15 protein-coding genes (1 of these 15 only partly in view) are annotated in these 18060 nt (G+C 36.1%); 2 read left to right on the top strand and 13 right to left on the bottom strand.

Going from position 1 to position 18060, the window contains the following annotated elements:
- Positions 1 to 8: 8 nt before the first annotated feature.
- From aguA (A5880_RS01255) to A5880_RS01310, 12 genes are all read right to left on the bottom strand, one after another.
- The gene (aguA, locus tag A5880_RS01255; RefSeq protein WP_086330268.1) at positions 9 to 1106 is read right to left on the bottom strand and encodes an agmatine deiminase; all 1098 of its coding nucleotides are present in this window, start codon (positions 1104 to 1106) and stop codon (positions 9 to 11) included.
- Between the two features lie 103 nt (positions 1107 to 1209).
- Entirely contained in the window at positions 1210 to 2148 is a 939-nt protein-coding gene (gene arcC / locus A5880_RS01260; protein WP_086330269.1) for a carbamate kinase, read from the bottom strand.
- Between the two features lie 10 nt (positions 2149 to 2158).
- Positions 2159 to 3250 (bottom strand): agmatine deiminase, encoded by a 1092-nt coding sequence (aguA, locus tag A5880_RS01265; protein ID WP_086330270.1) that lies wholly within the window; start codon positions 3248 to 3250, stop codon positions 2159 to 2161.
- Positions 3237 to 4646, bottom strand: coding sequence for an amino acid permease (locus A5880_RS01270; RefSeq protein ID WP_086330271.1), 1410 nt, complete (start codon positions 4644 to 4646; stop codon positions 3237 to 3239). Before A5880_RS01270 ends, aguA (A5880_RS01265) begins: the two co-directional genes overlap by 14 nt.
- A gap of 97 nt (positions 4647 to 4743) precedes the next feature.
- Positions 4744 to 5772: a putrescine carbamoyltransferase gene (gene ptcA / locus A5880_RS01275; RefSeq protein ID WP_218776214.1), complete on the bottom strand. Its 1029-nt coding sequence runs from the start codon at positions 5770 to 5772 to the stop codon at positions 4744 to 4746.
- Positions 5773 to 6011: 239 nt separating this feature from the next.
- The gene (locus A5880_RS01280; RefSeq protein ID WP_086330273.1) at positions 6012 to 7442 is read right to left on the bottom strand and encodes a 6-phospho-beta-glucosidase; all 1431 of its coding nucleotides are present in this window, start codon (positions 7440 to 7442) and stop codon (positions 6012 to 6014) included.
- 40 nt (positions 7443 to 7482) lie between these two features.
- Positions 7483 to 9366 carry a beta-glucoside-specific PTS transporter subunit IIABC gene (locus A5880_RS01285; protein WP_086330274.1) on the bottom strand — a complete coding sequence of 628 codons (1884 nt, stop codon included), beginning with the start codon at positions 9364 to 9366 and terminating at the stop codon, positions 7483 to 7485.
- Positions 9367 to 9572: 206 nt separating this feature from the next.
- Complete coding sequence (gene licT, locus A5880_RS01290; RefSeq protein WP_086330275.1) at positions 9573 to 10409, bottom strand: BglG family transcription antiterminator LicT; 837 nt, start codon at positions 10407 to 10409, stop codon at positions 9573 to 9575.
- 250 nt (positions 10410 to 10659) lie between these two features.
- Positions 10660 to 11706 (bottom strand): tyrosine-protein phosphatase, encoded by a 1047-nt coding sequence (locus A5880_RS01295; protein WP_086330276.1) that lies wholly within the window; start codon positions 11704 to 11706, stop codon positions 10660 to 10662.
- 12 nt (positions 11707 to 11718) lie between these two features.
- Entirely contained in the window at positions 11719 to 12978 is a 1260-nt protein-coding gene (locus A5880_RS01300) for a PTS sugar transporter subunit IIC (protein ID WP_086330277.1), read from the bottom strand.
- A gap of 23 nt (positions 12979 to 13001) precedes the next feature.
- Positions 13002 to 13304, bottom strand: coding sequence for a PTS sugar transporter subunit IIB (locus A5880_RS01305; RefSeq protein ID WP_086330278.1), 303 nt, complete (start codon positions 13302 to 13304; stop codon positions 13002 to 13004).
- Positions 13305 to 13330: 26 nt separating this feature from the next.
- Complete coding sequence (locus A5880_RS01310; RefSeq protein ID WP_086330279.1) at positions 13331 to 13657, bottom strand: PTS lactose/cellobiose transporter subunit IIA; 327 nt, start codon at positions 13655 to 13657, stop codon at positions 13331 to 13333.
- Between the two features lie 248 nt (positions 13658 to 13905).
- On the opposite strand from A5880_RS01310, the gene A5880_RS01315 reads away from it, so the two are divergent.
- Positions 13906 to 16569: a sigma-54-dependent transcriptional regulator gene (locus A5880_RS01315; RefSeq protein ID WP_086330280.1), complete on the top strand. Its 2664-nt coding sequence runs from the start codon at positions 13906 to 13908 to the stop codon at positions 16567 to 16569.
- Between the two features lie 86 nt (positions 16570 to 16655).
- On the opposite strand, the gene A5880_RS01320 is transcribed toward A5880_RS01315, so the two are convergent.
- Positions 16656 to 17864 (bottom strand): MFS transporter, encoded by a 1209-nt coding sequence (locus tag A5880_RS01320; RefSeq protein ID WP_086330281.1) that lies wholly within the window; start codon positions 17862 to 17864, stop codon positions 16656 to 16658.
- A 133-nt stretch (positions 17865 to 17997) separates the two neighbouring features.
- On the opposite strand from A5880_RS01320, the gene A5880_RS01325 reads away from it, so the two are divergent.
- Positions 17998 to 18060, top strand: partial view of a PadR family transcriptional regulator gene (locus tag A5880_RS01325; protein ID WP_086330282.1) — the start only. Its footprint extends 477 nt past the window's final position; 63 of the gene's 540 nt are visible here — the first part of the coding sequence; its start codon is at positions 17998 to 18000; its stop codon lies beyond the right edge, outside the window.

Here is an 18060-nt window from a genome sequence, read left to right on the forward strand (position 1 = left end):
CTTCTCTCCTAACAGGTTTTAGGAATACTTTGTGCAATACAGTGAATGTTGCCTCCGCCTAGTAAAATTTCACGCGCAAAAACTCCCATAACTTTACGATCTGGATATAAGTTCTCCAATAAATTTTGCGCAATCAAATCATTTTTATCATTAAATAATGGATAAATAATACCACCATTAGCTGTGTAATAACTAACATAACTTGCGGTTAACCGATCACCTGGAAATCGTGGCAACATACCATTAATTGGATCTACCCCTTCACTTTCTTCCGTCGTTATATACATTGGTTCTGGCATTGGCATTTTATGAATGACTAATTTTCTCCCTTTAGCATCTGTCTCATTTTTTAATTGTTCATAAGCACTTTTAGAAATTTCATATTGCGGATCATCTGAGTCATCTGTCCATGTTAAAACAAGTTCTCCTGGCCGGACAATATTTAACATATTATCAATATCTCCATTTGTTTCATCTAAAAAATAGCCTTGCTTGAGCCAAATAATTTTCTGAACGTTAAAATAGTCCATTAGAATACCTTCAATCTCAACCTTGGAAAGCTGGCCATTTCTGCCTTCTGAAAGCAAAACTTCTTCTGTCGTGTATAAAGTTCCATCTCCATCTAAGTGGACTGAGCAACCTTCTAAAATAAACTCACTTAATCTATAGTAATCGATTCGATTAAATTCACATAACTTTTCTGCAATCAAATCATCTTGATCCCAAGGAAAATACAAACCGTCAAGCAATCCTCCCCATGCATTAAATCTCCAGTCTACTCCACGAATCCTACCACATTTATCAACCACATAAACTGGCCCATAATCTTTGATCCAAGCATCATTATTGCTCATTTCCATGACACGAATTGATTCTGGCAACATCTGACGTGCATTTTGATATTGCTTAGAAGAAACTAACATAGTAACTGGCTCGAAATAAGCAATTGCTTGAGCTACCTCTGCATATGCTGCTTGAGCTGGTTTCCCGCCATTTCGCCAATTGTCTGCTCGTTCTGGCCATATCATATACGTCTCTTCATGACGCTCGTATTCAGCTGGTGCCCAAAAACCATCTTTTTTAGGATTGCTGGTTGTTAATTTCATAAAGAATGTACTCCTTTTATCTTTATTAGTTTTTATGTAAGCGATATATGTTAATATATCAGAAAAAAAGAGTAGGTACTAGCTCTGCCCTACTCTTTTTCAACTAGGCAGTAATAATCGTGCCTGTATCTTCTTCAAGTAATTTTTTTATATTTTCTAAAGAAGTGATAACAGCTTTACCATTCGTATTTTCTTTAATAAACGCAATCGCTGCTTGAACTTTAGGTAACATGCTACCTGGAGCAAATTGATTTTGTTGGATATATCGCTCCATTTCAGCCACTGTTACTTTATTTAAATCAAGTTGATTTGGTTGATTAAAGTTAATACTCACATAATCAACCCCTGTTAAAATGACTAGCATATCTGCATGTACCAAAGCAGCAATTTTTTCAGAAGCAAAATCTTTATCAACGACTGCTTCAATTCCTTGATACCCTCCATCTTTCATGACAACAGGAATTCCGCCTCCACCTCCAGCAATCGTTATAATTCCATGTTCTACTAATTGTTTTATCACAGGATACTCCACAATATCTATCGGCTTAGGAGAAGGAACAACCTTACGAAAACCACGACCAGCATCTTCTACATATGTTGCTTTCGTTTGTTTTTTCTCACTATTCATTTCCTCTTTACTTAAAAACGGACCGACTGGTTTACTTGGTAATTGAAATGCGGGATCTGTTTCACTAACAACAACTTGAGTTAAAAGCGTTACTGTTTTTTTTGAAATATTTCTTTTTTTTAACTCATTAACCAAGGCATTTTCCAACCAATAACCAATACTACCCTGTGTCATTGCAACTGCTGTATCTAAAGGCATTGCTGGATTTTTTTCTGTGGCTCCTTTTTGTTGTTGCAACAATAAATTACCAACTTGCGGTCCATTACCATGAGAAATAATCAATTCATGCCCTGCTTCAATAAAATCAACTAAATATTGTGCTGTGTGAATCAATGCTTCTTTTTGTGCGTTTGCACTTGCATCTGTTGTTAAAATAGCATTACCGCCTAGTGCAACTACAATTCTTTTTTTCATTTGTTACACCTCATTTCGGTACTTGTTGAGTAATACAGTGTATATTTCCTCCACCTAGTAAAATCTCTCTTGCCGGCACACCAACCACTTTTCTATCAGGATATAATGTTTGGAGTAAACTAAGCGCTTTTTCATCATTTGAATCATCAAATGTAGGTACGACTATTCCACCATTAGCTGTGTAATAATTTGCATAACTAGCAGCTAGACGATCTCCTTTTTCCCTTGGCAATGTGCCAGCGACAGCATCTACACCTGTACTTTCTTCTTCAGTAATCAAAATGGGGGTTGGTACATGCAATTTATGCACGACAAGTTTCCGCCCTTTGGCATCTGTTTCATTTTCTAGAATGTCTAAGCACTCTTTAGAAATTTCATATTGCGGATCATTTTCATCATCTGTCCAAGCCAACACAACTTCGCCTGGCTTCACGATATTGATAATATTATCAACATGCCCATTTGTTTCATCTAAGTAAATCCCTCGTTTAAGCCAAATGATTTTTTCTAATGAAAGATACTCTTTGAGAACTTGCTCAATTTGTTCCTTTGACAATTGTGCGTTTCTTCCTTTTGATAGTAAACATTCTTCCGTTGTAATCAATGTGCCTTCACCATCCACATGGATTGAGCCACCTTCCAAAACAAAATCATTCAGGCGATAACGATCTTTCCATTCTAATTCACAAATTTTTTGTGCAACTTGATCATCCTTATCCCAGGGAAAGTACAGCCCATCTACTAAACCTCCCCATGAATTAAATGTCCAATCAACACCACGAATCTCCCCTTCATCATTTTTAACAAATGTTGGGCCACAATCACGAACCCACGCATCATCATTGGCAATCTCAACAACACGAACATTTTCTGGCAACATATGTCGAGCATTGTCATATTGTTCAGCAGATACACCAACAGTTACTGGTTCAAATTGACTGATTGCAATTGCAACATCAACAAAAACTTTTTGCGCTGGCTTTCCACCGTTCCGCCAATTATCTGGACGCTCTGGCCATAAAATATATACACCTTGGTGCGTTTCGAACTCTCCTGGCATACGGAACCCATCTTTTTTTGGTGAACTATCAATTGTCCTCATGATCTAAAAGCTCCTTTTTTTGATTTTCTTTTATTGTTTGTTCTTTGTTATACTCCTTATCACCTATCCGGATACAAAATTCTCCAATAACAGTTGCAACAATCGTTCCTATTAAAATCGGGATTTTTTCGCTAAATTCACTACTTGACAATGGAACCGTTGAGAAAAATAGTGTGATTACTAATAAAGATAAAGGAATATAAGCCATTATTTTTATTAAAACTGGACCCCCAGGTACTTTAAATGGCCGTTTAGTATCAGGATCAATTTTGCGCAATTTTAAAAATGCAGGAAACATCATGATATAAGAGAGCAGTAATGCAACTACATTTAAGGCGAAAAATGCCCAAAAGATATTTTCATTAGGAATAAATGGGGCTGCTACAACCAAAATAGATGCAACGATTCCATTCATTACAGATGCTCCGATTGGCATTTCGTTTTTAGGATTTTCCTTTGCAAAAACTTTTGGCATATCATGATTTTTTGCTGCATAAAAAGCCACATAGTTGACGCCTAAAGCCCATGAAATTAAATTCGCCGCTAAGGTGTACATGAACAGCAAACCGATAATAATAACAAATGGATTGATTCCACCAACTAACAAGATAAAACTATCAATTAATCCTCCTGATGTAGACAATTGATCTGCCGGAACCGCCGCCCCCATACCGAATGCTGCAAACAGGTAGAAAAAGGCAATTAAAATTCCACCATAGATGATTGCTTGAGGGATTTGTTTTTTAGGATTTTCCATATCACTAGCCAGAGTAGTAACGACTTCAAACCCCAAAAAATTAAATAAAATTACAGAGATAAAACTTAAACTAGTTAAATCAAAACTTGGTAAAAGAGCTTTACCCGAAAAATCGTTGGCCATTCCTTTTGTTACCGCATGATAGAGACCTAGAACACCTAAACATACCATGATTGCAACTTTGGCAAAAGCTGCAATGTTCAAAATCCACTTACTATCACTAACTGGGTAACAGCTGATCAATGTTACCAACCATATAAATATCAATTGACAAAAGATTAGTATCGGCATACCAACTGTCAGTCCAAAGATTTGTGTCATGACCTCTGTAAAAAGAACGGCTAAGCTGGCCATCCAAATTGGAAAATTAATCCAATAAAACCAAGCAACACGTGCACCAAAACGACGTCCAAAAGCCATTTTTACCCAATCATAAATTCCACCATCACCTGTATATGTCGTACCTAATTCAGCTGAAATCAGTCCATAGGGTAAGAAAAATAAAATCAGAAGAACTCCCCACCAGAAAAACTGTGACGACCCAATCGCTGCAGCTGGTGCTGCAGATTCAACTACTAAAATAACTACAACAGCCATTAGCACTGCGTCAAACAACCGAAATTTCTTTTTTTCTTTCATGTTTTGTACGCACCTTTCATTAAAGAGGCTGGAAAAAAAGCATGAATGTCTTTTTCGTTGATATAATCACTTCATGCTTTTATCTCACCACAAATTCTTATCTTTTAGCGGCGACAGCATTTCTTAACATCAATTCAAATTCAGCATCGTAATACTTTACAACTGCTTCACCAGCGTAATCTAAATAGGGATTCATGAAATAGACTAACAACGCACGCATTGCCGTCAAACGATTTTCCGCCTCATCTAAAACAAGAGAATAAGGAGCATCTAGTACTTCGTCTGTTACCTCTTCACCTCTTGTTGCCGGTAAACAGTGTAAAAATTTTACATGAGGTGCTGCCAAGTCAATTAACTTTTTATTCACTTGGTATTTAGGATAGAACGTCGCCATTCGTTCTTCTTCTGATAATTCCGCTTCATATAAGCCGTACCAAACGTCTGTATAAATAAAGTCGGCATCCATCATTGCTTCTTTAGCATCCTCTGTAATCAAGACACTACCACCAGATTTTTCTGCATTTTTACGACCAATTGCCAATGTTTCTTCTTTAATCTGGAAACCTTCTGGTCCAAATTGAACAAAATCCATCCCCATTTTTGTTGCCATAAACATCGTAGACACACACACTTGTGTCGCATCCCCTACAAAAACGATTTTACAATCACTTAATTTTTTACCTACAGGCAGATGCTCGGTCATAGTAATAATATCTCCCAATTCCTGTGTTGGATGGTTATAATCACTCATTCCATTGATCACTGGAATACTAGCATCCTTAGCTAAGTCTACAATTGTTTGATGCCGCTCTACTCGTGCCATCAAAATATCGACTAAACGAGATAAGACTCTTGCGGTATCTCCTAATGATTCATGCCCACCCAATTGGATTTGACCAGGCGCTAAATATTGTGCATGCCCGCCAAGTTGAGTCATCGCTGTTTCAAATGATACTCGTGTTCGTGTAGATGATTGTTCAAAAATCATTCCTAATGTTTTATCTTTTAACAATGGTGGATAATAACCATTTTTTATTGCCTCTTTCAATTTTAAAGCTAACTGAATAAGATATTCGATTTCTTCTTTTGTAAAATCATTTGTATCTACAAAATCTCTTTTTTTCATCATGTCTTCCGCCCATCTGTCTATTTTATTGTCGGCTACTCGAGTATTCCTTTTGACGAGTTAAGCATAACGCTATTTTGAAAGTTTTTAAAGCGGTTTCTAAGTTATTGATAAAGACAAAAGCAGCCTGTAACGTGTTCCATTTCACGGAACACGTTACAGGCTTATAAAAGAAAAAGAACAGAAAACCGAATGAATTGTCCTTCGATTTTCTGTTCTTTTTCTACTTTATTTTTGTATTAATTCGTCAAATCTTCCCCATTTGTGGCAATGACTTTTTTATACCAGTCAAATGATTTTTTCTTCGAACGTTTCAATGTACCGTTCCCTTCATTGTCACGATCCACGTAGATAAAGCCGTAGCGTTTTTTCATTTCACCAGTTCCAGCTGACACTAAATCGATACAGCCCCATGTTGTATAGCCTAGTAAATCTACGCCATCCAGTTCTACGGCATCTTTCATCGCTTGGATATGAGCCGCTAAATACTCGATACGATAATCATCGATTACATTGCCGTGTTCATCTGGCGTGTCCACTGCTCCTAAGCCGTTTTCCACGATGAATAATGGTTTTTGGTAACGGTCATATAAGTCGTTCATTGTTGTACGCAAACCTAGTGGATCGATTTGCCAGCCCCATTCGCTTGCTTCTAGATAGGGGTTTTTCACTGAAGCAAAGATATTCCCTGCGGTTTGTTCATTGATGGCTGGGTCCGTTGATTGCACACGTGAAGAGTAATAAGAGAACGAGATAAAATCAACAGTATGCTCTTTTAGTAACTCTAAATCGCCGTCTTCAATCGGTAAGTCAATTCCTTGGCGTTCTAGTTCTTTCAACGCATAGGCTGGGTATTCCCCGCGAGATTGAACATCAATGAAGAAGAAGTTCTCGCGATCAGCTTTCCGTGCTGCCCAAACGTCTTCCGGCTTACACGTATACGCATAGTTTGTTCCTGCTGCTAACATACAGCCCACTTGGTTTTCTGGATCTACTTCATGAGCGATTTTAGTCGCGATGGCACTGGCCAATAATTCGTGGTGTGCCGCTTGGTATTTGACTTGTTCTTTGTTTTCGCCTTCTTCAAAATAAAGTCCAGCACCCATAAATGGTGCGTGTAAAATCATATTGATTTCATTAAAGGTCAACCAATATTTTACCAGTCCTTTATAGCGATTGAAGATTACGTTACATAGATTTTCATAGAATCCGACCAATTCACGACTGCGCCATGCCCCATATTTTTCCACCAGGTGCATCGGACAATCAAAGTGAGTGATCGTTACAAGAGGCTCTATATTGTATTTACGACATTCTTTGAACAAATCTTCATAGAACTTCAAGCCTTCTTCATTCGGCTCTGTTTCGTCTCCTAGAGGGAAAATACGACTCCAAGCGATAGATAGACGGTAGGTTTTAAAGCCCATTTCGCCAAATAAAGCGATGTCTTCTTTATAACGATGATACATGTCGATTGCGTTTTGAGCTGGGTAAAAATGTTCGTCATCAAAATCAAACATTTTCATCTCCCCTGTGATTACTGGAAAACGATCTGGTCCAACAGGAGCTAAATCGACGTTTGCTAAACCACGTCCTCCTTCGTTATATCCACCTTCACATTGATTGGCCGCTGTTGCGCCGCCCCATAAAAAGTCTTTTCTAAATGCCATCTGATTCATCCTCCAACAATTTATTTAAACAAAAGTCTGATTAACGAATGACTTTCATCGCTTGCTCACCAGGTTCAGCTGATGTTTTAGTTAACGTAATAATATCACCAAAATCAGCTGAATTCGTCACAACAACAGGTGTAATTGTATTATAGCCTTTTCCTGCAATTTTTTCTAAGTCAAATTCAATTAATTTGTCTCCAGTTTGAACTTTTTGACCTTTTTCAACAAAATAATTATAGCCTTCACCATTTAATTGAACCGTATCAATACCGATATGAATCAATAGTTCTACTCCAGAATCACTTGTTAAACCAATCGCATGTTTAGAATCAAAAACAGCTGTCACTGTTCCTGAAACAGGCGCATAAACAACGCCTTCTGCTGGTTTTATTGCAAATCCTTTTCCTAAAATTTCTTCTGAAAACATGCCATCTTCCACTGCGCTTAAAGAAACTATTTCACCTTTAATGGGTACACTCACTTCAGTTAGTGTATTTGTCGTTGCAAAAGTACCCGCTTCATCGTTTTTAGTTTCAGTTCCCACTTCCTCTTGCACTGGATCTTTATATAAAACATAAGAAACAACGAACGAAATAACAATACTAATAGCTGCGCCAATACAAGCCATGTATAAATGTTTTAATGTATCATCACCAATGTAACTTGGAAGGGTTAATAAACCAGGTGAACCGCCAGTAAAGTTTTTTACTCGGCTGATTCCCATAAATAAACCACCGATTCCCCCACCAATCATCGCCGCATATAGAGGTGTTTTATATTTCAAATTCACACCATATAACGCTGGTTCTGTAATACCGAATAATCCTGTTAGTCCCGCTGAAGCAGCTACTTGTTTAATTGAAGAATCTTTACTTTTAACACCGACTGCTAAAGATGCTGCACCTTGTCCAAGATTTGACGCTAACATGCCTGGATAAATCACACTGTCATATCCTGTTGTCATTCGATTGTTAATGCCGATTGGTACTAAACCATAATGCGTTCCTGTAGCAACAAATAATGGCGTTAATGCCCCTATGATCGTTGGCACTAACCAAGGACTAAAGTTTTCAAGAGCTTTGATTCCATTTGAAATGCCGTCACTAATGAAATAACCAATTGGACCTACCACTACTAAAGAAACAGTTCCTACAATAGCAATCGTAATCAATGGTTTACTAAAGAATTTAATTGCTTTTGGTGATACTTTATCAGCAATTGGTTCAATATAGGACATAAACCAAACAGCTAAGATAATTGGAATAACAGACGATCCGTATGTCACGGCTGAAATTGGCAACCCAAACAGATGAATACTGCCTTCTCCAGCTTCTTTAATCGCATTCACCATGCCTACAAAGTTAGGATGTAATAAAATCCCCCCTACCATCATAGCTAGATACATATTGGTTTTAAATTTCTGTGCAGATGAAGCAGCTAACAAAATAGGTAAAAAGTAAAAAGCTGAATCCGCCATAAAATCAATGATAATATATGTTTGTCCAGTTTTATCGATTGCATTGAAAACAACTAAAAGTGATAAAACAGCTTTTAACATCCCAGCAGCAGTGATTGCTGGTAAAATCGGTGTAAAAATACCAGTAATTGTGTCGATGATTTTTGAAGCCATGCTGCGGTCGTCTTTTTCATTTGTTTCAACTTTTTCGCCATCTAAAGACGGTACTTCTTTCAAAATTTCTTTATAAACACTTCCCACATCACTACCAATAATGACTTGATATTGACCTCCTTTTGACACAACACCCATTACACCAACCGTATTTTTCAATGAATCAGTTTGTGCTTTCCCTTCATCCTTTAAATTAAAACGTAATCTGGTTGCACAATGAGTTAAGCCTTTAATATTCTCTTGCCCACCTATTTTTCCGATAATCGTTTGAGCTAATTCTTGATAATTCATTCCTTCTCCTCCTAAAAATAAAAGCGTAACAGGCTCGTTCAGATTTCTCTTTTTTATTAAAAAATTGCCTGTGAAGCTAGATAGCATACTAGCGTATTGTTCCGTAATAAATGGTTCAAAGCCACAAAAAAATACCTAAGAAACCTCTTCATCCAAAGAGATTTTTCTTAGGTATAGCCTGCTTTTACGCAGTAACAATCCTTTAATTAATTGTTTGTTATTCGTCTGATATGAATCGTGAGATAAATCATTTCATCTTCTTTTAACTCACGGTCAAATTCTTTACTTATATACTCACGTATTTTCAATGCACAACGGTATTCATCTTGATACTTTTCTTTTAACATAAACAAGAAGCCTTCATCTTTGTCTTTATCCAGCTCGATTCCACTGAATAGACGTTGAACGAAAAACTTTAAATGCGTAATGAAACGCTCATAATTTAACGTATATTCATCTAGATCGGTCTTGTAATGATATTTAACGATATTGAGAATTTTCTGAATCACTTTGGTCATCTCGGAAACCTGACTAACTTGAGATAAGTCTAATTCTGCATTGACAATGTGTAATGCAATAAATCCAGCTTCATCTTCTGGTAAAGTTATATTCAGTCGATTAGAAATAATCGTCAGTGCTTCTTTACCAATCAAATACTCATGATTGTAAAAGCGTTTAATCTCCCAAAGAAGAGCATTTCTAACAGGCAATCCATTGTTATACCGTTCAATTGCATAATCAATATGATCTGTTAATGTCAGATAGATATTCTCATTTAACTTTTTCCCTAAAGATAGCTTAGCAAAACCAATGATTTCATTGGCAACTTGTAAATGCTCCAAGCGAACATTCGATAATAGCTGGGCTAACTTATTGGTTGTTAAATCTTCATTGCTAGTATAAATTTTTTCAACTAGAGCGTCATCAATGGCATCTCCAATATTTTTTTTAAAGCCAATACCTTTTCCCATCACTAATACTTCATGACCGTCTGCATCTAGAGACTTGACAATATTGTTGTTGATTACTTTTTTTACTTCCATAATATCTCCTCAATGAGATTAGATCAGCTAGCTAATAAATGTTGATAGTAGAAATAAAGTATAGCCTGAAAACTCAGTAACAATCTTGATTTCTCTTGTTATTAAAACATGAAAATAAAGCGTTGTCAATAAAGGAAAAAACAAAAAAAGCCACTTTCAAAAAAAGAAGTCCTACTGACTAACTATTAGTATTACTTATTGTACATAAACAGCGAGATAGATCCAACCCTCTATCTCGCTGCTTAATCAGTCAATACAAATATCTATTTCTTAATGTCTCTACTTGTCTTTGATCTATTTCTAATACTTCTTTCAGATAGTTTGTTATTGTTCCATAGCGTTCTTCTACGGTCTGATAAGCACCATCTAAATAATCTTTTCTGGTTTGTTGCAAAGAAGCTAGAAAAGCTAAAACATCTTCATTATCTGTGTATTTTTTGTAGATAGCCATTCTTTTAGCATTTCTAGGTGCATTCATTTTATCTGTCAACAAGTAGTCTTGGTAAATTTGGTCTTTATCAACACCCAATGCGCCTAAATATAATGCTGCAGCCCATCCAGTTCGGTCTTTTCCTCCTTGACAGTGGAAAATCAAAGGTGTGACCTGTTCTTGTAAAAGCGTATTAAAAAATTGCTTATACGCTTTAATCGCATTTTCTCCTACAACTAATTGTTCCATTTGTTTAATCATTACATTTCGATTTTTGATTAACTGATTTCGACCTTCTTCTGTTTTGACCATTATTTCTAATTGCGCAATTTTATCTTCATCTTTTTTTGACACAGATTGTGTACTGGCCTGTTGTGCAACATCTGCATGAGGATTAAAGTTAACTGTTTGGCTATTAGAAATAGGTTTATTTGGGTCTTTTGAAATCTCTTCAGGTGAACGAAAATCAATAATCTTTTTTACGTCCATCCGTTCAATATAACTTTGACCTTCTTCATCAATTTGATGCAAAGCATCTGAACGAAAAACATTTCCCCATTTGGTTAAACGACCATCTTTGGTGGAATAACCTCCCATATCACGACAGTTGTATAAGTTTGTCAAAGGTAAGCGACGTTCTGCCCCTATAAAGAAATCATCCTTTGTCTCAAATTTAAAATAGAGCCGTTCGTCACGATTGGGATCTGATAAAGTCTGCCACCCATTCTCCTTAAATACTAGAGAATCCGCTCCTTTTATATCGCTGGAGCAATCCTTACCATAATAAACAGTCGCAGGAAGTTCAACTGTATCAGGAATATAAATAGCTAAGTTTTCCTCAACTCTTTTGACTTGCAGTGCCTGCATTTTTTCACACTCCTACTTGTTCTCAAGAGTAGCTTTTTCCTCTGCTACACCTTGGCTATCTAATTTTTTCATAAATGGCAGATACAACAATAGTACCACAACAAACTGAATCAGTTGGACAACTAATCCTTGCCAGCCCGCCGCCATAAATCCTGATAAGAAAGTTGGCAAGTTTTTAGGAACATTCACACTGATTACAGGTAAAAAACCAATAATCGTTGCAAGATAGGCAATACCGACACACACAGCTGCAGAAAGTGTTAATGGAATGAAAATAATCGCATTCATAATCATCGGAATGCCAAATTTCATTGGCTCAGTGATACCAAAAATACTTGGAACAAAAGAAATTTTCCCAATCGATTTGAATTTTTCACTTCTACTCATCCAAACTAAAATAACTGCTAAGGCTAACGCTCTAGGCCCTTTAAAAGCATCTAAGAAGAATGAATTGATAATGTTGGTTGCCACTTCACCTGCCGCTACGGCTTCCATGTTTGCATATGCTTGAGTTGTAAATAACACTGCAATCACAGAACCTACAACCATACTTCCATGGATGCCGAAAAACCATAATAATTCCGACAGAAACATAATAAACAATGCTGACCAAATTGAACCGCCTAAAGCCTCAAGTGGTGTTTGTAAATTGGTATAGATAAAATCATGCACATTACCAAATTTTGTTCCAGCAAAAATCGTACTTATAATGATCACCACAATAAAAATAATAGCCGCTGGTACAATAGCTTCAAACGTCTTGGCAATCGCGGTAGGTACACTTTCAGGCATTCTGAAGGTGATTCTTTTTTCTACCATTTTAGCAAAAAGCCAAGTTATTACTAACGCTACAATCATTCCGACAAAGATTCCTTTTGATCCTAAATAAGTTAGTTCAAAAGCAAGCGCTGGTTTTTCTTTACCAATATCAAAAGACGTGATTGGCGTTAAAACGAAGAAAGAAGCTAATGCCAAAATAATTGATGCAATCGCGTCTCCTTTTTTCTCTCTTGCCATCGCACAAGAAATACCAATAATCACATAAATGGTAATCAGATTACTAGAAATCGACGTTCCCAAAGAACAAGCTTTCACCACGGTTTCAGGTAAACCTGGAATCATACCAATAATCGTTGTCAAACTTCCTACAATCGTAATCGGTAATGTCATCATCATTCCATTAGCAATACTTTTAACAAATGTATTATTTGAAAATTTATTGACAAAACTATTCAACCCATTAATAAAAGAACTTTTTTTCACTTCTGACATACGTCATTCTCCTTTTACTTTTTTTATTTCGATGCAATAATTTCTTGTGCATTTTTAAATACTTTTTCGCCATTCATCATGCCATAATCCATCATTTCAATTACGAGAACAGGAATATCAGGGTATTCTTTTTTCACGTCATCTTGTTGGTAACCAACTTGGGGACCTAATAAAATGATATCTGATCCTACGACCCGTTCTTCTAATTCACTAAGTCCACATGCTGAAATATCCGCCTCTATTCCCACAGAAACCGCGTATTCTTGCATTTTTTTTACTAACATTCCTGTTGACATACCACCTGCACATGCTAATGTAATTTTCATTCTGATCACCTTTTCCTATTTTTTTCTTATTTCATCAATCTGCGTAATTGCTGTAACTCCTCATGCAGATCGATAAATTCTTTCGTAAAATCTGTTGCTGTAATTGCCGCCATCATATGATCTTGAGCATGGGTCAAAAACATATTTGTAGGCTCATCCGGATTAGTTGCAAATTGTTGCAAAATATCCGTGTGATGTTGATGGGCAATTTTTAAATTACTTTTACTTTCCTCCAACATATTTTGAGCTTTGGCTATCTCTCCTGTTTTTGCCTCTTTAATGGCATTCATGGCAAGTGACTTGGCATTACCCGCATACACAATAATTTGCATGACATCCGTTTCTGAAATCATTTAGCTTTCTCCTTTCAAACATTCATTCTGCTGATACTAATATATAAGCAATAAACGTGCCAAACATTTGTAACACCTTTAAACTAAGGATTCTCTTCTATGTGTTTTATTTTTTTCTATAATAAAACACTTTCCAAACAGATACTGAAACACATGAAAGAAAAGGAAAACAGATGACTTTGACTAATTCATTTTTCAACATTATACTTAAGTCATAGAGATTATCAGATAAAGGTCGGGGAGCAAATATGAAAAGAATTGAAAGAATAAACGCACTACTCACCAATTACAATGAAGAAAAGCCAGCAACTGCGAGTGAAATCGCAACACAACTAAACATTACTCGAGCAAATGTCAGTAGTGATTTAAATCAGTTAGTTAAACTAGGTTTAGCCAAAAAAAAAGGAACAAAACCCGTCTATTTTTTCTCAACTGCGCCTAAGAAAAAGAATGAGCAAAATGTTCTAGATGAATTTATCAAAAAAAGTCCTAGCCTTTTTCACTGTGGAGAACAAGCAAAGGCTGCTGTGTTATATCCGCCCAATGGTATGCACATTCTACTTACAGGTGAGACTGGTGTTGGAAAAAGTATGTTTGCTGAATTGATTTTTAACTATGCAAATTCAAAACAAAAAATGAAAGCGGATTCCAATTTTATTACGTTCAATTGTGCAGATTATGCGAATAACCCTCAATTATTAGTTGGCTCGATTTTTGGGATCATAAAAGGAGCTTACACTGGCGCTGAGGATGATCGAGTAGGTCTTTTAGAAAAGGCGAACGGCGGTATTCTTTTTTTAGACGAGATTCATCGCCTTCCACCAGAAGGTCAAGAAATGTTATTCACATTTATTGATCGAGGCGTTTATCGAAAACTTGGTGAAACGAATAGTGAAAGAACGGCACAAGTATTGCTAATTTGCGCAACAACAGAAGATACTACCTCTTCTTTATTACAAACATTCGTCCGTAGAATTCCCATGAGAATTGAGATCCCTAGTTTAATAGCGCGTGGCTTAGAGGAACGACTAAGTTTGATTTCAACCTTTTTCCAAGCTGAAACAAAAAAATTGAACACACCGATTGAAGTCTCAACTAACACGATTCGAGCACTATTAGGGTATCCATGTCAAAACAATGTTGGACAACTCAAGGCAGATATCCAATTATTATGTGCCAAAGCCTACTCACAATTTATTGCACGACAAGAAGAAACGATTAAGATTAGTAGCTATGAACTGCCTCATTACATTCGGGAAGGACTCTATAATAGCGAAGAACGCAAAAAAATATGGTTACTTCTACCGAATACAAGTACTCGATTTTTTCTCTTCAATGAAGAAGAAACGACTTTATTTTTACCTAAAGATTCAAAAGCCAACGATATCTACCAAATTATTGAACAAAAAATGAGCGATATGGAACGAATTGGACTCAATAACTCTCAAACATCTGAAATTATCGATACAACAATTTCAAATTACTATCACTCTTATAAGAATGAGTCTGTCGTTGATTTAGCGAACCTGGAACAAATTGTCGGTGCAGAAATCGTCGCTACGACAAATAAAGTATGTGAAAAAATAGCTAGATTACTAAATACCTATTTCTCTGATAATGTGCGCTATGGATTAGCGCTTCATTTATATAATACGATCCAGCGAGTCAAACGTGGGCAAACCATCATCAATCCGCGAATCACTGAAATAAAACAAGAACATACTCGACTTTTTGAAGCAGCCCTAAACTGTCTTTCGATCATTGAAGCCGATTTTAGTATTCATTTACCAGAAGATGAAGCTGGTTTTTTAGCATTGTTTTTTACAACGGAAGAAAGCAAGAAAAAAAAGAAAGCCAAAGTTGAAGTGATTGTCGTGGCTCATGGAGAATCGACTGCAACAAGCATGGCTACTGTTGTGAATAAGCTTCTAGGAGAACAAATTGCCGTAGGTTTTGACATGCCTCTTGAAGAAAAACCAATTGTGGCTTTAACAAATATCGAAAATTATCTATCAGGTAAACAGCAATTAAAAGATGTTTTATTACTCGTTGATATGGGCTCATTGATTAACTTCAGTGATGATTTAGAAAAAAAATTAACTATCCAAATTCGTTGCATCGAACTCGTCAGCACACTACATGTCTTAGAAGCAAGTAGAAAAGCCTCTCTTGGCTATACGTTAAATGAAGTATTCGAATCCACCGTTAATATCAAAGGCCTTTCTATGTACAAAAACAAAGATATCTCTGAAAAGAAACAAGCAAAATTGTATGTACTTACTCTTTGCACAACAGGTGAAGGTTCTGCACAGCTAATCAAAAAAATGCTTATATCTCGTTTGAATTTACGAGGGGGTGCTTGCGAAATTATCTCCCTGCAAATGACAGATAAAAAACTGCTACAACAGACAATTGAAAATTTGAATCAATCGGGGAAAATTATCTGTACGATCGGCACATTTCAACTTTCAATGGCTGCTCCTCATTTTTCGATCACAGATGCTTTAGATGAAACAAAAACAGAAAAAATCCAATCATTGATCGATTATGAAATTGCTTTTGAAGGTATGCGACTCAATATTTCCAGTATGCTAGAATACAAAAATGGAGAAAAATTAATTACGTCTATTCGAGAATGGGTTGAAGCAATGGCTATTCAAATCAATCCGAACATCTCCTATGAAATCAAAGTTGGGTTAGCTTGTCATATTATTTGTATGGTCGATCGACTAATCCAAGGAAAATCTGTCAGTATTTTTCCACATATGCATGTATTTCAAGAAAAATATAAAAAAGAAATACATATGGTTCGACAAAATAGTCAATTTCTAGAAACATTTTACGCAATCACTATACCTGAAGATGAATTATTTTATATTACTGCTTTTTTTATGAATGAATCGTTGATTTAAAGCAAAAATAAAGCGAAAGTAATTAGCTTATTTCCCACAGCAAATTACTTTCGCCTAATATGTTCATTTTAATTTTTTATACTATCCTAAATTGTTTCATACTCTTCTTCTGTTGCGAAATATTGATTGTGTACGAATACAAACAACAATCCTACAAGTACCATAAATCCTGCAAAATAAAAGGGCACACTTGTGTTCCAAACTTCTGCTAGTTTCCCAGCAATAAACGGTGCTATTGCTCCTCCAAAAAAGCGTATAAAACTATAAGAAGATGATGCGACACTTCTTTCGATATCAGGTATTTCCATCGCAATTGTTGTTAAAAGCGTATTGATCAGACCTTGGAAAAAACCTGCTAGGATAACACCTAAAGCGACCAATTCAGGAGTATGTGCATTGACTCCAATAAAAAGTAAACACACTAAAAAGAAAAATAACGCGAATAAAATCGTACGATAAGTGTTAATAATTTTTTCCAGCACAGGAGCAATAAAAACAGATGCGACTGCAAGTAAAGCCCCCCAGCCAAAAAACACAAAACCAATCTGCATTTCAGAAAAACCCTCAAGTAAAAAAGGAGCGTAGGCTAATAACGTAAAGAAACCAAAATTATACAACAGAGCAATTGTTCCAATTGAACGTAATTTATGATTGGCTAAAGCTTTTAACCCAGCTAAAAGCTCAACCTTCTTTTTCGGCTTAGCAATCGGTGTTAACAAGAACCCAATCGCTAATGTTGCAATAAGCATCAATGTAGCAACACCAAAGAATGGCAAACGCCATGATACACTCCCCAATACGCCTCCAAGTAACGGACCTATAGACATCCCAAGCCCCATGGACGCTTCATACATAATAATCGCCTTTTCTGTTTGTCCTGCCAAAACACCGACAATAGCAGATAAAGCTGTCGAAATAAATAGCGCATTCCCTAATCCCCAACCTGCACGTAAATAAATCAACCCATCAATCGTTTGTGAAAAACCAGCTAAACAAGAAAAAATTATAATAATAGCAAGTCCAAAAATTAATGTTTTTTTCGCCCCTATACGACTAGATATAAATCCTGTAAACAACATCATTATACCTGTTACTAACATATAACTCGTAAACAATAGCGTTGTTTGAGCAGGTGTTGCATTTAATTGTTGAGCAATTGTCTTCAAAATAGGATCAACTAAACCAATTCCCATAAACGCGATCATACACGTAAAGGCAACTGCATAAGCTGATCGAAGACCACTCTTTTCTATTACTCGTTTTGTTTCTTTTTCCAAAAATTCTGTTTCTTCCATTTAATTCCCTTCTTTCTATAAAAAAATACTACAAAAAAAGATACATGTCAATAATTACATGTTTTTTTATACATGAATTTTTATGATATAATAAGAATATGAGAAATTAAATGAATAAGGAGACAACATTTATATGAACACACTTAGCTATATTTTACTTTGTATGTTAGTTAGAAAACCTTGTACAGGCTATGAG

Source organism: Enterococcus sp. 4G2_DIV0659 (genome assembly GCF_002140715.2).
Taxonomy (GTDB): domain Bacteria; phylum Bacillota; class Bacilli; order Lactobacillales; family Enterococcaceae; genus Enterococcus_L; species Enterococcus_L mansonii.